A 13,950-nucleotide genomic window follows, 5' to 3' on the forward strand; every position below is an offset into this window, starting at 1 on the left:
CCCTTCGCCATGACGGTCACGCTAGTGAGACTCAGGTCACAGCGCGCGAGCACGAAGGGCCAATTCCGGTGGAATTACGAGGCGTTGTGTACGCCAGGTTCACCCGCCAGGATTACGCGTCGTCGAGGCCGCGCTCTATCGCGTAACGGACGAGCTCCACCCGGTTGTGCAACTGCAGCTTGCCCAGGGTGTTCTGGACGTGGTTCTGGACGGTGCGGTGCGAGATGACCAGCCGCTCCGCGATCTGCTTGTACGACAGGCCCTTGGCGACCAGCCGCAGCACCTCGGTCTCCCGGTCGGTCAGCTGCGGGGCCTTCGGCTCGTCGGGGGCGGCCGGCGCCGGGTCCGTGGCCAGCCGCCGGTACTCGCCGAGCACCAGCCCGGCCAGACCGGGGGTGAACACCGGGTCGCCGACGGCGGTCCGGCGCACCGCCTCGATCAGCTCCTCGGCCGCGGCGGACTTCAGCAGGTAGCCGGTCGCCCCGGACTTCACCGCCTCCAGTACGTCGGCGTGCTCGCCGCTCGCCGACAGCACCAGCACCCGCAGCGCGGGGTTGGCGCCCACCAGCTCCTTGCAGACCTGCACCCCGGGCATGCCGGGCAGGTTGAGGTCGAGGACCAGCACGTCGGGGCCGACCGCCTGGGCCCGGCGTACCGCCTGCGGCCCGTCGCCGGCGGTGGCGACCACGTCGAAGCCGGCCGCGGCCAGGTCGCGGGCGACGGCGTCCCGCCACATCGGATGGTCGTCCACGACCATCACCTTGATGTGGCCGTTGCCGTGGGTCTCGCTCATCGGGTGTCCGTCCTCCCCCTGGGTACTTTCAGTTCCACTTCGGTGCCCTGGCCCGGTACGGACACCAGCTCGGCGGTGCCGCCGAGATCGCGCAGCCGGCCGCGGATGGACAGGGCCACGCCCATCCGGCCTTCGCCCTCCGCCTGGTCGAGACGGCCGGGCGGAATGCCCGGTCCGTCGTCCCGGACGGTGACGATCACCTCGTCGCCCCAGTCCTCCAGCAGGATCCAGGCGCTCGCCCCGTCCCCGGCATGCTTGCGCACATTGTCGAGGGCGGCACCGACAGCGGCGGCCAGCTCCCGGGCGGCCGGCGCCGGCAGCGGCACCGGTGTGCCGGGTTCCGCGAAGCTGACCCGGGATCCGGCGTGCGGGGCCAGCAGGCTCCGCAGGTCCAGCTCGCCCTCGTCGGCACCGGGCTCGGCCACCTCGACCGAGTCGACCAGTGCGCCGCGCGCCGCATCGTGGGAGACCCGGGAGGCCGGCACCAGCCCGCTGGACATCAGGGTGCGCAGCGCCACCTCCTGCTCGCCCGCCATCCGGCCGAGCTCGGCGGCTTCGCCACCGAGCTCGCTGCCGCGCCGCTGCACCATGGCGAGGACCTGGAGGACCCCGTCGTGGATGTCGCGGGCCAGCCGCTCCCGCTCGCGGGTGGCGGCCTCGATCTCCAGGGCGCGGGCCAGGGTGGCCTCGCTGGCGCGGGCGACCTCGACGACGTACCCGATGGCGATGGACGCCACCCACACCAGCAGGACGTTGTGCAGGGTGTCCCGGGTGGGTTCGCCGCGCTGGACGATGTTGGCCACGGCCACGAAGGAGGAGGCGAAGCCCGCCCAGCGCCAGCCGCCCTTGATGGCGAAGGCGAGGACCGAGCCGGCGGTCCAGATGGAGGGCAGGGTGGGGCCGCCCGCCGCGATCCGCTCGTGCGCGTCGACGAGCGGGGTGAGCAGGATGCCGATGAGCGCGACGGTGAGGTCGGCGCCCAGGAACCGCCGGGTGCAGCGGGCCGCGTTGGCCACCTTGGGGACGGTGGCCAGGGTCCAGACGGCGAGCAGTGCGAGGTAGCCGATGGCGAGCCCGGGGCGCTGGAAGTCCCGATGGGCGGAGGCGAACAGCAGGACCGCGTACACCATGGTGATCACGCGGTAGGCGGTCAGCGCACGCCACAGCGGCTGCTCGACCGACATGCGCACGACGCGCTCGCGTTTCGCCATCTCCCCCACCCCTCGCGGGCGGCCCGCCCGTCGCTGCTACTCCGCGCCCTCGCCCTTGTGGTCGCCCTAGTGCTCGCCCTTGTGCTCGCCCTTGGCCTTGGCGGCCTTCTCCGCCTTCTCCGCCTTCTCGGCGTCGGCGATCTGGCGCTTGGCGGCCGTCGCGTAGATGTCGACGTACTCCTGGCCGGACAGCTTCATGATCTCGTACATGACCTCGTCGGTCACCGAGCGCAGGATGAAGCGGTCGCCGTCCATGCCGTGGTAGCGGCTGAAGTCGAGCGGCTTGCCGATCCGGATGCCCGGGCGCATCAGCTTCGGGACGACCTTGCCGGGCGGCTGGATCTTCTCGGTGTCGATCATCGCGACGGGGATCACCGGCGCGCCGGTGGCCAGCGCGACCCGGGCGAGCCCGCCGGGCTTGCCGCGGTAGAGCCGGCCGTCGGGCGACCGGGTGCCCTCGGGGTAGATGCCGAACAGCTCCCCGCGCTCGATGACCTCGATGCCGCTCTTGATGGCCGCCTCACCGGCGCCGCGGGCGCCGGAGCGGTCCACCGGGAGCTGGCCCACGCCCTTGAAGAAGGCCGCGGTCAGCTTCCCCTTCACGCCGGGGGACGTGAAGTACTCCGCCTTCGCGATGAAGGTGACCTTCCGGTCGAGCACGGCCGGAAGGAAGAAGGAGTCGGAGAACGACAGGTGGTTGCTCGCGAGGATCGCCGGCCCCTCGGCGGGAATGTTCTCGAGGCCCTCCACCCACGGCCTGAAGGCGAGCTTCAGGGAACCCCCGATGGAGAACTTCATTGCGCCGTAGATCAACTCGAAAGCCTTCCTGTGTCCGTCGAACAGACCTTATCCCGTGGTCGTGCCCGGAGCGGCCCGACGACCCTGGTCGGTGCCTGTCCCGTCGCGTACGGTGAAGTCACACAGCGCACCCGCCCCGAACATCGCTTTCCCACCGCCTTCAAGGAGATCCTGGTGCCCGTCCTCCCCGGTGCCGAGCCGTTCCGCCACGAGGGCGGAGAGGTCGGCGTCCTCCTCTGCCACGGCTTCACCGGCTCCCCGCAGTCACTGCGGCCGTGGGCCGAGTATCTGGCCGAGCGTGGTCTGACGGTGTCCCTGCCGCTGCTGCCCGGACACGGCACGCGCTGGCAGGACATGCAGATGACCGGGTGGCAGGACTGGTACGCGGAGGTCGACCGGGCCCTGCGGGACCTGCTGGACCGGTGCGCCAAGGTCTTCGTTTTCGGCCTGTCGATGGGCGGGGCCCTGTCCCTGCGGCTGGCGGCGAAGCACGGGGACGCGATCAGCGGGCTCGTGCTGGTCAACCCGGCCAACAAGGTGCACGACCCGCTGGCCGTGGCCCTGCCGGTGGCCAAGCACTTCATCCGCTCCACCCCGGGCATCGCCTCCGACATCGCCAAGCCCGGTTCGGAGGAGGTCGGCTACGACCGGGTCCCCACCCGGGCCGCGCACTCTCTGCGGCAGTTCCTGCAGCTCGTGGACAAGGAACTGCCCCAGGTCACGCAGCCGCTGCTGCTGCTGCACAGCCCGCAGGACCACGTGGTACCGCCGGTCGACTCGGCCCGGGTGCTGGCCCGGGTGTCCTCGACGGACGTGACCGAGACCCTGCTGGAACAGAGCTACCACGTCGCGACGTTGGACCATGATGCGGAGCGGATCTTCGCGGACAGTCATGCGTTCATCGGCCGGCTCGCGGGAACCGGCGACAGGGAGGGGGCGGCAACCGGTGGCTGAGCAGGAGGAACCGTCGGGGGGCGTCCCGCCGCTGGACGAGGAAGCGGCCTGGGCGGCGATCGTCGCCGGGTACGGACAGGAGCCGCCGGACCCGCCGGGGGCGCGGCCGTTCAAGCCCATCGAGGACCTGCTGCTGCCGGAGGAGGACGTCTTGCCGGAGTCGCCGGCCCCGGCCGCCGGGGCGAAGCCGCCGGAGAAGGACACCGGGCCGGCGGCCCCGCCGGCCCCGCTGGGCAGCTCGGTGGTGTTCGCCCCGGGCGTGGGCGGGGCTGGGCCCCGCGACCACTCCCTGGCGGAGCCGGGCGAGGACGACCTCGACGAGTCCGACGAGGGCCACTTCGTTCCGCCGGAGCCGCCGCCCTTGCCGGCCGCCGACACCACGGCCAAGTTCGCCTGGCTGGCGGTGGTGGGCGGGCCGGTGCTGCTGCTGCTCGCGGTGCTGCTGCGCTGGGACATGACGTGGTGGCTGACCACACTGGGGGTGGGCGGCTTCCTGGGCGGCTTCGCGACGCTGGTGGGCCGCATGGCCCACGGCGACGACGAGGACGACGACCCGGGCCGCGGCGCCGTCGTCTAGGACGTGTCCGGGCGGCCGGCCGCGGCTGCGTGCGCCGTCACAGGGGTACGGCCCCTTCAGGCGCCCAGTCTCCGGTAGGCCGTCGGCGTCATGCCGTACGCCTGCCGGAACGCCCGGGTGAAGTCGGCGGGGTGGACGAAGCCCCAGCGGCGGCCTATCGCGTGGACGCGCTGGGTCGCGTACAGCGGATTGATCAGGTCCGCCTGGCAGCGCTGGAGCCGGCGGCGGCGGATCCAGGCGGCCACCGTGGCGTCCTGGTGCTCGAAGATCCGGTGCAGGTAGCGCACCGAGATGTGGTGGTACGCGGCCACCGCGGCGGGCGTGAGCTGCGGGTCGGCGAGGTTGAGGTCGATGAAGCCGAGGATGCGGTGGAGCAGGGACTGCTGCCGGGTCTCCGGCGGCAGGGCCGCACCGGCGTCGAGGCGGTGGGCGAGGAAGGCCGCGGACAGCTCCATCGCCACGGACCCGAGCCGGACGGCGTCCTGCCCGGTCCAGGCTCCGGCCTCGTCGACGAGCCCGCGCAGGAACCCGGCCAGCAGCGCCCCCATCCCGGCGTCGGTGGGCATCCGGCGGGCCAGCAGCTCGTTCAGGCGCGCCTCCGGTAACGGCAGCGCCGCTCGCGGCAGGTGCAGGATGATCGCCCGCGACAGCTGACCGTCCGCCCCCAGTCCCCGGCCGTCGAACGGCTGCGAGGTGTCCCACAGCAGCAGGTCGCCGGCCCGGACCCGGGCGTCGGAGCGGCGCTGCTCCAGCCACATGTCGCTGCCGAGGATCAGGCAGAGCTCGTACGCCTCCGGATCCGAACGCCGGATCAGTGTCGGCGTCCGCTCGGACCGGATGGGCGGCATGGAGAGCAGCGAGAGGCCCACCGCCCCCATCCGGAGCATTCCGATACTGGCCCGGAAATCGCTGTGGTGATCGCTGCTTATCCGGGTGGGCGCGGTGTCCCGGCCGACGAGATCGCACCACCAGTCGAATCGCTCGGCCGCCGGAACAACCGCGCTGTCGAGTGTTTCCACGATCATCGAGCACCCCCGCTTCGTCTCGTGGCGTGCCATGGTGCAACAGCCCGGCGACGGGGCGAGAGTGCATTCTCCGCCAAGGAACTGTTCACTCTGCGCCAATCCGGAGGGGAGGTTCCTTGCAAAACTGATGGAGGAAATCCCAACCGAAACGAGGGGGAAATGATGAAGCGTTCCCGGATTGCCGCCGGTCTGGCGGCACTGGCGGCCGTGGCAGGTCTCGGTACCGGACATGCGGCGGCGGCGGACGGCGGTGCCGACCGGGCGGGCGGATCGCCGGCGCAGGCGGCTTTCAGCAACGGCTCCACTCTGGTCCCGGCGGCCTCGATCCACTACAGCGAGGAGTACACGCACGCGGGCCGGCGCGGGTTCCTGGGCTCCTTCTACGGCAGCACGCCCTGCAATTCCGGCGTGCTGATCACGGGCAACGTGTGGGGGACCGCGGTCGGGAACATCAGCTCGTTCCGCACCTGGTCCTGGTGCCAGGCCAACCACCGTTCCGGTTACAACGGGACCGGGGACGCCAGCGGCTGGTGGGGCGGTCCGAACGACTACATCGGCAACTGGATGAATGACCGGACCCTTTCCGTCCAGTTCCGCTGACGGCGGGCACGAAGGGCGCCGGGCGATTCCGCCCGGCGCCCGGCCACCGAAAGGAGTTCGTCCTTCATGCGGTCCTTCCGTATCCGGCTGCGGCCCGCCGCGGCCTTTTGTCTTTCCCTTGCGGCGCTCACCGCGTGCGGGCGCGAGGAGGGCGGGAATTCAGGCCTCCCGCCCCTCGGTGAATTGACCGCCGTGGCGGCACCCTCGGATATCCGATTGCCGCTGGATTCTTATTGGGCCGAACCTGAGGACCGCCGGAAGGCCAATATTGCATTGCAGAAGGCCGGAGCCGCGTGCATGCGGAAACACGGGATCGATTGGCCGGTGGTGGACCCCGGACGGCAGATGTCCACGGCGGAGATGAACGCCGGACGCTACGGGATCGTCGACCGTGCGGAGGTCGCGCGCTGGGGGTACCGCAACCCGGCGGACGAGCAGCACGCCGCGGACCGGCCCGCCCCGGACCGGCCCGGCGCGCCTCAGCCACAGCCACAGCCACAGCCACAGCCGTCCGAACGCCCCGCGGCCCAGCTCGCCGTATGGACGGACACCTGCGCCCGCGAGGCCCAGCAGGCCCTCACCGGGGACGCCCCGGTCGACACGATGGCCCTGGTACTGCGGCTGCGGAAGGAGGCCGAGGACAGCGCCCTGGCGGACCCGCGGCTGCGTGGCGCGTTCGCCGCGTGGAGTGCCTGCATGGAGCGTTCCGGGTACCGGTACGCCGACCCGTGGCAGGCGAACGACGACGCCGGGGCGCGCCGGTCCCGGGCCGGCGACCGGCAGCGCGGCGAACGGGAGGACGTGGCCATGGCCCTGGCCGACCTCGACTGCCGGGCGGAGCACCGGGTCACGGACCTCTGGTACGCGCTGGACCGCGCGTACCAGAGGCGCCTGGTGGACCGGCACCGCGGGGAGCTGGACCGGTCGCGTGCCCATCTCGCCGAGGTGCGGAAGCGGACCGCCCGGATCCTTGCGGGCTCCTGATCAGGCGGTCGCCGGGAGGCGGAGGGCCGCCAGGACGGGGAGGTGGTCGGTGGCGGCCTTGAGGTCCGTCTCCGACACTCCCGCGAGCCCGGCCGGGACACCGCATCCCAGCACCTCCACCCCCGCCGTCGTGAAGATCGCGTCGATACGGCGGTCCGGGCCGCCCACCGGGAACGTGTACTCCCCGCCCCAGGGAGCCGCCGTCCGGCAGTCCGTCAGCCCGGCCGACAGCCGCCCGAAGGCCGGGCCGGCCGGTGTCTCGTTGATGTCCCCCGCGGCGATCGCGTACGGCGCATCCGCTTCCCGCAGCCTGGCCAGCACCTGGTCCGCCTGGGCCAGGCGCTCCTCCGGGTGCAGCGACAGGTGCGCGCTCAGCAGCGCCACCCGCGCCCCCGCGAACCGCACCACCGCCGTCGCGAAGCCGCGCCGGTGCAGGCCGGGGGTGAGCGGAAGGAGCACGTCCTCGGTGCGTTCGACGAACGCGCGGAGCGAGCACAGCAGCAGCGGCCCGGCGGCGGTGGCTCCGCCGCTCAGCACCACCAGGTCTGTCTTCGCGGCCAGCCGGGCCGCGTGTTTGCGCCAGCGGAAGAAGCGCGGGGCCTCCTGGACGAAGACCAGGTCGGGAGCGCAGGCACGGATCACCCGGGCCAGTGCGTTCTCGTCGTCGCGCAGTGAGCGGATGTTGTAGCTGAGCACCCGGATCACTGCGGAGCCGTCGGGTTCCGTGCGGGACTGAGGCAGGTCATCCATACGGGGCAACCTATGCAACTGCCCGCCGCGGCCACAGGGGGCGCGACGGGCAGATGGCGGACATCGGGAACGAACGCGGTCAGCCCTGGCGGGCCAGGTCGGCCGCGCCGACCAGTCCGGCCTTGCCGCCCAGCTGCGCGGCGAGGACCTGCGCGTGCGGCCGCCACTGACCGCCGATCAGCCAGCGCCGGAACGACTTCCGGATCGGGTCGAGGACCAGCTCGCCCTCGTCGGAGACGCCGCCGCCGACGATGAACGCGGACGGGTCGAAGAGGGACGCGAGGTCGGCGAGGCCGGCTCCGGCCCAGCGGGCCAGCTCGCGGAAGGAGTCCACGGCGACCGGGTCGCCGGCCCGGGCGGCCTCGCTGATGTGCTTGCCCTCGATGCCCTCGGGAGTGCCGTCGCCCAGGCGGAGCAGGATCTCGGCCCGCTCCGGGGTGGCGTTGGCGCGCTGCTTCGCGTAACGGACCAGGGCGCGGCCGGAGGCGTACTGCTCCCAGCAGCCCTGGCTGCCGCAGCCGCACAGCAGGCCGTCCGGGACCACCCGGATGTGGCCGAACTCGGCGGCCACGCCGAACCGGCCGCGGCGGAGCTTGTTGCCGATGATGATGCCGCCGCCGAGGCCGGTGCCGAGGGTGATGCAGATGACATCCTCGTGGCCCTGGCCGGCGCCGAACCGGTACTCGCCCCAGGCCGCGCAGTTCGCGTCGTTCTCGACCACGACGGGCAGGCCGATGCGCTGCTCGACCTTGTCCTTCAGCGGCTCGTGCCGCCAGTTGATGTTCGGCGCGAAGAGCACGGTGGCGCGCTTGTCGTCCACGTAGCCCGCGGCGCCGATGCCGACGGCGTCGATGGTGTGGTTGCTGCTGACTTCGGAGACGGCGGTGCAGATCGCCTCCGTCACGCCGTCCGCGGTCGGCGGGGTGGGCACCTTGTACGTGTCAAGGATGGTGCCCTCTTCGTCGACCACGCCGGCCGCGATCTTCGTGCCGCCGATGTCGACGCCGATGGTGAGTCCCATTAGTCCCTCGGTTTCCGGTCAAACCCCGCCAGGGCCAAAGGTACCCGAGGGTGGCGGAGTCTCAGTCGAGGTCGATGCGCCCGGTAGGACCGGGGTCTTCACCCTGGTCGCGCGGGTCCTTTTCGTCGCGGCGGTCCTTCTCGTCGCGGGGGTCGCGCTCGTCGCGGGGGTCGCGCTCGTCGCGCGGGTCGCGCTCGTCGCGGGTCCAGCGGCGCTCGTGGCCCTCCACGGCCGAGCGGTAGGCGGCGAGCAGCTCCGAGCCGGCGGCGGCCAGGTGGTCGAAGACCTCCGGGTTGCGTTCGATGACGGGCTTGGCGGCGCTCTTCGCCTGGTGGACGAACTGGCGTACCGCGCCCTGGGCTGCGGTGCCGATCAGCGGGTTGTTCAGCCCGGACACCTTGTCGGCGACGGCCTCGAACAGCTTGAAGAGCTCCTCCGCGGCGGTCCCGGTGCCCGCGTCGCCCGCGCCCTGCCCGGCCCGGCGGCGCGCCTTCTCCGCGGCGAGGTCCTCGGCACAGGCCTTCGCCCAGGCGTCGTCGTCGGTGGGGCGGTCGGTGGCCTCGCTCATGGCGGACTCTCCTGCGGCAGCTGCGGGGCGGACACCTTCGACGTTACCCGAACGGAGGACCCCCCGGACCCCTGGGACCGGCCGGTGTCCGGACCGGTGTCCGAGGCGGCGTCCAGCCGGTGTCCGGGCGGGTGTCCAGCCGGTGTCCGGACCGGTCAGCGGGTGGGCCAGAGTGCCGGGTCGGGGGTGAAGCGGATGCGCAGGGTGTCGTCGGCGAGTGCGGCGCCGGAGACGGTGCAGCGGCGCAGCACGGCCGGCAGCGGAACGATCCTGCGGTGCGGTCCGGCGGTGAGCAGCAGCTCGTCGCCGCGCCGGACCAGGTCCAGTTCCGGCTTCTCGGCGCCGGGCAGCGGCACCGTCCACACCAGCACCCCGTCCTCGGCCCGCCGGTCCTCGACGGGCCAGTCGGGGCGGGCGGGCGCGGTCTGCGGGCCGGGGTCCAGGAGTGTCAGGTCCTCGGGGCCGCGCGGGTCCCGGCCCAGGTGGGGCAGCGGGCGGTGGCCGGGCCACCGGCTCGCGTACTTGTCCTGCCGGGCGGCGAGCCCGGCCAGCCAGGGGTCGGCGGAGCCGGCCGGCACCAGGCGGTTGGCGAGGACCGGGCCGACCGCGAGTCCGTGCAGGGCGAGCCCGAGCCGCCCCAGCCGGAGCGCCTCGTCGGCGCCCGGGCCGGGCTCGGCGACCAGCCGTACGGAGGTGGTGGGGGCCTCGACGACCGCCTGGACGGCGGCCAGCTCCTGCTCCCAGCGGGCGGCGGCCTCGTACAGCCACTGCGCGGGCATCGGTACGCCGGCCAGCTGGGCCAGTACGGGACGCAGCGCGCGGGCGGCCTGCCGTTCGGCGGGCACCAGCCGGGTCAGGTAGCGCCGCAGCTGGGCGGGGAGGGCGAGGGCGGCGACGGCCTGGTGGAGCGGCGGCATGTCGACGACGACCAGGTCGAAGCCGGCGGTGGCCGACCGGCGCAGGGCGCGGAGCAGGGCGAACTGTTCGGCGCCGGGCAGTTCGGTGAGCTCCTCCTCGCCGAGCGGGCGGGCGCCGAGCATGCCGAGGACGGCGGTGCCTCGTTCCTGGAGGGCGACCAGCTCGGTCCTGAACTCGTCCGCGGAATCGATCCGGCCGACGGTGAGGCCGGGCACCTCGTCCGGTCCGAGGACCGTGCGCAGCGGGTCCCCGGCGTCGGCGGACAGCACGAGCACCCGCTCGCCGCGCCGCGCCGCCGCGAGTGCGGTGGCCGCGGCCACGGTGGTCCGCCCGGCCCCGCCGGGGCCGGTCACGAGCAGGGTGCGCATGGGGTTACGCCGACTCGACGCGCTTCTTCAGGCCGGCCAGGGCGCGGTCGATGATGACCTTCTCGGCCTTGCGCTTGATCATGCCGAGCATCGGGATCTTGACGTCCACGGTGAGCTGGTACGTCACTTCGGTGCGCTTGCCGCCTTCCAGCGGGGCCAGCCGGTAGGAGCCGTCGAGCTGCCGGAGCATCTGGGACTTGTCCAGGGTCCAGCTGACCTCGTCCGTGCCCTCCCAGGTGTAGGAGAGGGTGTGGTCGTCCTTGATCGCCCCGGCGTCCAGGAGGAGGCGGACCTTCTCGGCACGGCCTTCGGCGTCGGTGCCCAGCACCTCGGCCTCCTTCACCTCGCCGGTCCACTCCGGGTAGCGGGCGAAGTCGGCGATCACGGCCATGACGTCGGCCGGCGCCGCATCGATCGTGATGCTCGAGCTGGTGTGTTCCGCCATCGCGGTGGCTCCTCCGGGGAGTGTTCGAGGAATGTGCGGCCTGGGGCCGCCGCGTGAAGGCTACCGCGCGTTGCGCGATCACCACTCCAGGGCCCCGATCACCACTCCAGGGCCCAGGGCCGCCCGGTCGCGGCGAAGTGGCCGACGTTCACGCATTCGGTGCCGCCGATCCGCATCCGCGCGGCCAGCGGCTGGTGGACGTGGCCGAAGAGGGCGTAGCGCGGGCGGACCCGGTGGATGGCGGCGAGCAGGGCCGCGCTGCCGCGTTCGAAGCGGCGGGCCACCGTGTCGTAGCAGAGCTCGGGAACCTCCGGCGGGATGTGCGAGCAGAGGACGTCCACCTCGCCGAGCGCCTCCACCTTGGCCGCGTACTCCTCGACGCCGATCTCGTACGGGGTGCGCATCGGGGAGGGCAGGCCGCCGCCGACGAAGCCGAAGACCCGGCCGCCGATCTCCACCCGTTCGCCGTCCAGGACGGTGGTGCCGGCGCCGGCGTACTCGGGCCACAGTTTCGGAATGTCGACATTGCCGTAGGTGGCGTACGTAGGGGTGGGGAACGCGGCGAACATCTCGGCGTACTGGCGCCGGACCGCGTCCTCGATGACCTGTTGGCGGTCGAGGCCGGCCCACAGCCGCCGGCCGAGCTCGCTCGCCTCGGCGAACCGGCGCTCGGTGCGCAGGGCGACGATCCGGTCGGCGTTCTCGACGCCGAAGAGTTCGGGGAAGATGCCGCGCGAGTGGTCGGCGTAGTCGAGGAAGAGGACGAGGTCACCGAGGCAGATCAGGGCGTCGGCGCCGTCCCCGGCGCGGGCCAGCGCCTCGGTGTTGCCGTGGACGTCGCTGACGACGTGGACTCTGGTGCGCGTCGGCCTGCCGCGATTCGAACCACCCATGCGCGCCACCCTAGGGCGGCGCGGGCGACCTGGGTAGGGCGGCCGCAGCCTGCGGACCTGCGGTTACTTCCGAGTCGCGAACGGGGTGGACTAGTCTCGACGCGATGAGGCCGCGTCATGTGACGCACGGAACATCTGGCCGGTTCCCTCTATCCGGAACCCACTACCGGTGGGTAACGTCCGGTCGGTCCACATCGTGGCGATGGCGCCCCAGAGGAGCAGCAGTCTTGCGCGAGTTCAGCCTTCCGGCCCTGTACGAGGTCCCGTCGGACGGGAATCTCACGGATCTCATCCGCCGCAATGCCTCGCAGCATCCCGACACCGCCGTCATGGCCCGCAAGGTCGGCGGGCAGTGGCAGGACGTCACGGCGACCGAGTTCCTCGCCGAGGTGCGGGCCGCCGCAAAGGGCCTGATCGCGGCCGGTGTCCAGCCCGGCGACCGGGTCGCCCTGATCTCCCGCACCCGCTACGAGTGGGTGCTGATCGACTTCGCGATCTGGACCGCCGGCGGAGTCACCGTCCCGGTGTACGAGACCTCCTCCCCCGAGCAGATCCAGTGGATCCTCGGCGACTCCGGCGCAGTGGCCGCCGTGGTGGAGAGCCCCGGGCACGGCTCGGTCGTGGCCTCGCTGCGCGACGCGCTGCCGGAGCTGCGCGAGGTCTGGGAGATCGAGAAGGGCGCGCTGGAGCAGCTGAAGGCGGCCGGCGCGGAGGTTCCGGACTCCGAGGTCGACGAGCGCAGCAGCCTGGCGAACGCCGACGACCCGGCGACCATCGTCTACACCTCGGGCACCACCGGCCGCCCCAAGGGCTGTGTGCTGACCCACCGCAACTTCTTCGCCGAGTGCGGCAACGTGGTGGAGCGGCTGAGCCCGCTCTTCCGCACCGGCGAGTGCTCGGTGCTGCTCTTCCTCCCGGCGGCCCACGTGTTCGGCCGGCTGGTGGAGGTGGCGGCCGTCCTGGCGCCGATCCGGCTGGGCTGCGTACCGGACATCAAGAACCTGACCGACGAGCTGCAGTCCTTCCGCCCGACGCTGATCCTGGGCGTGCCGCGGGTGTTCGAGAAGGTCTACAACTCGGCGCGGGCCAAGGCGCAGGCCGACGGCAAGGGCCGGATCTTCGACGCGGCGGCCGAGACGGCGATCGCGTACAGCCGTGCGCTGGACGCCCCGGGCGGCCCGTCCTTCGGGCTGAAGCTCAAGCACAAGATCTTTTCGAAGCTGGTCTACAGCAAACTGCACGCGGTGCTCGGCGGGCGCGGCGAGTACGCGATCTCCGGCGGCGCCCCGCTGGGCGAGCGGCTCGGACACTTCTTCCGCGGCATCGGGTTCACGGTGCTGGAGGGCTACGGCCTGACCGAGTCCTGCGCGGCGACCGCCTTCAACCCGTGGGACCGGCAGAAGATCGGCACGGTCGGCCAGCCGCTGCCGGGTTCCGTGGTGCGGATCGCGGACGACGGCGAGGTGCTGCTGCACGGCGAGCACATCTTCCGGGAGTACTGGAAGAACGAGACGGCCACGGCCGACGCGCTGACCGACGGCTGGTTCCACACCGGCGACGTCGGCACCCTCGACGAGGACGGCTTCCTGGCGATCACCGGCCGGAAGAAGGAGCTCATCGTCACCGCCGGCGGCAAGAACGTGGCGCCCGCGGTGATCGAGGACCGGATCCGGGCGCACGCGCTGGTCGCGGAGTGCATGGTGGTGGGCGACGGCCGGCCGTTCGTGGCGGCGCTGGTGACCATCGACGAGGAGTTCCTGGCCCGGTGGGCGCAGGAGAACGGCAAGCCGGCCGGGGTGACGGCGGCGGAGCTGCGCGAGGACGCGGAGCTGAACGCGGCGGTCCAGCAGGCGATCGACGACGGCAACGCGGCGGTGTCCAAGGCGGAATCGGTGCGGAAATTCCGCATTCTGCCCTCCCAGTTCACGGAGGAGTCGGGCCACATCACGCCGTCGCTGAAGCTGAAGCGGAACGTGGTGGCGAAGGACTTCGCGGACGAGATCGAGGCGCTGTACCGGGGCTAGTCCCCGTACCGGGACGGACCG

At 72.4% G+C, this 13,950-nt stretch carries 15 protein-coding genes; 5 read left to right on the top strand and 10 right to left on the bottom strand.

Annotated elements, in window-relative coordinates; all coding sequences use genetic code 11:
• Window positions 1–112 precede the first annotated feature (112 nt).
• The 3 genes from AB0447_RS22285 to AB0447_RS22295 form a co-directional block, all read right to left on the bottom strand.
• Window positions 113–793: a response regulator transcription factor gene (locus AB0447_RS22285; protein ID WP_366478451.1), complete on the bottom strand. Its 681-nt coding sequence runs from the start codon at window positions 791–793 to the stop codon at window positions 113–115.
• On the bottom strand, window positions 790–2,004 hold the full coding sequence (locus AB0447_RS22290) for a DUF5931 domain-containing protein (protein WP_366478452.1): 1,215 nt from the start codon (window positions 2,002–2,004) through the stop codon (window positions 790–792). Before AB0447_RS22290 ends, AB0447_RS22285 begins: the two co-directional genes overlap by 4 nt.
• Window positions 2,005–2,070: 66 nt before the next feature.
• Entirely contained in the window at window positions 2,071–2,802 is a 732-nt protein-coding gene (locus tag AB0447_RS22295) for a lysophospholipid acyltransferase family protein (protein ID WP_366478511.1), read from the bottom strand.
• Between the two features lie 174 nt (window positions 2,803–2,976).
• On the opposite strand from AB0447_RS22295, the gene AB0447_RS22300 reads away from it, so the two are divergent.
• Both AB0447_RS22300 and AB0447_RS22305 read left to right on the top strand, forming a co-directional pair.
• Entirely contained in the window at window positions 2,977–3,756 is a 780-nt protein-coding gene (locus AB0447_RS22300) for an alpha/beta fold hydrolase (protein ID WP_366478453.1), read from the top strand.
• Window positions 3,749–4,333, top strand: coding sequence for a hypothetical protein (locus tag AB0447_RS22305; RefSeq protein WP_366478454.1), 585 nt, complete (start codon window positions 3,749–3,751; stop codon window positions 4,331–4,333). The genes AB0447_RS22300 and AB0447_RS22305 overlap by 8 nt, the downstream gene beginning before the upstream one ends.
• Before the next feature lie 56 nt (window positions 4,334–4,389).
• Here AB0447_RS22305 and AB0447_RS22310 read toward each other — a convergent pair whose 3' ends face one another.
• A complete protein-coding gene (locus AB0447_RS22310) occupies window positions 4,390–5,358 on the bottom strand; it encodes a helix-turn-helix domain-containing protein (protein ID WP_366478455.1) in 969 nt (322 codons plus the stop codon).
• A 159-nt stretch (window positions 5,359–5,517) separates the two neighbouring features.
• Between AB0447_RS22310 and AB0447_RS22315 the strand changes: the two genes are divergently transcribed.
• Both AB0447_RS22315 and AB0447_RS22320 read left to right on the top strand, forming a co-directional pair.
• On the top strand, window positions 5,518–5,958 hold the full coding sequence (locus AB0447_RS22315; RefSeq protein WP_366478456.1) for a hypothetical protein: 441 nt from the start codon (window positions 5,518–5,520) through the stop codon (window positions 5,956–5,958).
• A 297-nt stretch (window positions 5,959–6,255) separates the two neighbouring features.
• Window positions 6,256–6,942 (top strand): hypothetical protein, encoded by a 687-nt coding sequence (locus AB0447_RS22320; protein WP_366478457.1) that lies wholly within the window; start codon window positions 6,256–6,258, stop codon window positions 6,940–6,942.
• Here AB0447_RS22320 and AB0447_RS22325 read toward each other — a convergent pair whose 3' ends face one another.
• From AB0447_RS22325 to AB0447_RS22350, 6 genes are all read right to left on the bottom strand, one after another.
• Entirely contained in the window at window positions 6,943–7,692 is a 750-nt protein-coding gene (locus tag AB0447_RS22325; protein WP_366478458.1) for an endonuclease/exonuclease/phosphatase family protein, read from the bottom strand.
• A 79-nt stretch (window positions 7,693–7,771) separates the two neighbouring features.
• Window positions 7,772–8,713 carry an ROK family glucokinase gene (locus AB0447_RS22330; protein ID WP_366478459.1) on the bottom strand — a complete coding sequence of 314 codons (942 nt, stop codon included), beginning with the start codon at window positions 8,711–8,713 and terminating at the stop codon, window positions 7,772–7,774.
• Window positions 8,714–8,774: 61 nt separating this feature from the next.
• Window positions 8,775–9,281 (bottom strand): DUF5304 domain-containing protein, encoded by a 507-nt coding sequence (locus AB0447_RS22335; RefSeq protein WP_366478460.1) that lies wholly within the window; start codon window positions 9,279–9,281, stop codon window positions 8,775–8,777.
• 155 nt (window positions 9,282–9,436) lie between these two features.
• The gene (locus AB0447_RS22340; protein WP_366478461.1) at window positions 9,437–10,567 is read right to left on the bottom strand and encodes an ArsA-related P-loop ATPase; all 1,131 of its coding nucleotides are present in this window, start codon (window positions 10,565–10,567) and stop codon (window positions 9,437–9,439) included.
• A gap of 4 nt (window positions 10,568–10,571) precedes the next feature.
• Entirely contained in the window at window positions 10,572–11,012 is a 441-nt protein-coding gene (locus tag AB0447_RS22345) for an SRPBCC family protein (protein WP_366478462.1), read from the bottom strand.
• 98 nt (window positions 11,013–11,110) lie between these two features.
• Window positions 11,111–11,905, bottom strand: coding sequence for a metallophosphoesterase (locus AB0447_RS22350; RefSeq protein WP_366478463.1), 795 nt, complete (start codon window positions 11,903–11,905; stop codon window positions 11,111–11,113).
• Between the two features lie 227 nt (window positions 11,906–12,132).
• On the opposite strand from AB0447_RS22350, the gene AB0447_RS22355 reads away from it, so the two are divergent.
• The gene (locus AB0447_RS22355) at window positions 12,133–13,929 is read left to right on the top strand and encodes a long-chain fatty acid--CoA ligase (RefSeq protein WP_366478464.1); all 1,797 of its coding nucleotides are present in this window, start codon (window positions 12,133–12,135) and stop codon (window positions 13,927–13,929) included.
• Window positions 13,930–13,950 lie beyond the last annotated feature (21 nt).

It is taken from the genome of Streptomyces sp. NPDC051211 (assembly GCF_040689505.1).
Lineage (GTDB): Bacteria > Actinomycetota > Actinomycetes > Streptomycetales > Streptomycetaceae > Streptomyces.